A 1293-nucleotide genomic window follows, 5' to 3' on the forward strand; every position below is an offset into this window, starting at 1 on the left:
CAGCGTCTCTAATCAGCTAAGCGATCCTATGCAAGACGTAGTGTCTGGCACGGGTTGTGCCCACCGTGGTGGGGTGGCGTGGGCGTGCAGGTGGAAGCCTGCGCCCAGTGCTGCCCCTTGGGGCCGGTGTCGGCGGGTGGTGGGTGTGCTGATCGTCGTCACGCTCTGGTGCCGGTGGGCTGCGCGGGGCAGCCGGATTCGGCCCGGTGGTGCGTGTCCCTCCGGACGCTTGCCCGCCGGCCCTGAGGGGCCGGTGGGGGAGGGTGCCCTGCGTCGCCTGGGCGCGGGGCGTGGGGTTGTGTGCCGGGTGGGTCCGGTCTTGGACCGGTCCCGGCGGGCTGGTGGGGTGGCCGGTTCGACCACGGCGGTGGTTTCGAGCTTGTCGACCACGTTGCGGATGGCCATCGCGCCGCTGGCGCGGTCGGTGACGGTTCTGCTCTGGTGGGTGAGGCCGCGTGCGGCGATGCGTTGCCACGCGCCCATGTCGCGGTCACCTTGCCAGCCGCAGTCGGGGTTGGGGCAGATGGCCCATTTCCAGCCGGGTGTGGTGGGCCGGTCGGGGGCCTTGCGGTGGTGCAGCGGGACGAGGCAGCGGGGGCAGTGCCGTGAGGTGCCGCGGGCGGGGACGGTGACCACGGCGATGCCGGCCTCGGCGGCCAGGTGCCGCATCCGGTCCACGATCTGCCCGCGGATCTGCTGGGACAGGCGGGTGTTGAGGGTGCGGCCCATGCCCCGGGCCTCCATCGAGCGCAGGTCCTCGACGTAGATCACGCTCGCGCGGGCGGCGAGAGCCTGGTCGACCGCCCAGCGGGCGGCGGACCAGGCGAGCGCGTCGTTGAGGTGGGAGCGCCGGTCGGCCACGTGCCGGATCTCCTCGGCCAGCACGGCGTGCCTGCCGGTCAGGTGATGACCGTCGGTGTCGTTGATGAGCCGCTGGTAGTGGGCGGTCTTGGCGTGCAGGTACTCGCACGTGCGGCGTAGCCGGTGCTGTCTGGCCAGTACCCCGGCGGCCCGGAACTGGGCACCCGAGCCCAGGGCGGTGATCGTGCCGGTCTCGTGGAGGCGGACCGCGCCCGCGCTGAGCAGGGTGTTCAGTCCCCAGTCCACGCCCAGCGCGGTCGTGTGCCCGGCGCGCCGAGCCGCGGGCACGGCATGGGTGTGGGCGAGGTCGGCGTGGACCCGGCCCCGGTGGATGCGCAGGGTGGGCAGGTGCAGCACCGCGCCGGGCGGGACGGTCGGCGGGAGTGCGATCGGGCAGGCCACCCACGCCCAGTCCGCATACGAGCGCGGGTC

1 protein-coding gene is annotated in these 1293 nt (G+C 73.5%); it reads right to left on the reverse strand.

Annotated elements, in window-relative coordinates; genetic code table 11:
* Positions 1–12 precede the first annotated feature (12 nt).
* Positions 13–1293, reverse strand: a 1281-nt coding sequence (locus ACLZN2_RS50790) for a zinc ribbon domain-containing protein (protein ID WP_416987065.1), incomplete at its 5' end; no start/stop codon positions are given.

The organism is Streptomyces sp. T028, assembly GCF_048159505.1.
In the GTDB taxonomy this organism is placed as follows: Bacteria; Actinomycetota; Actinomycetes; order Streptomycetales; family Streptomycetaceae; genus Streptomyces.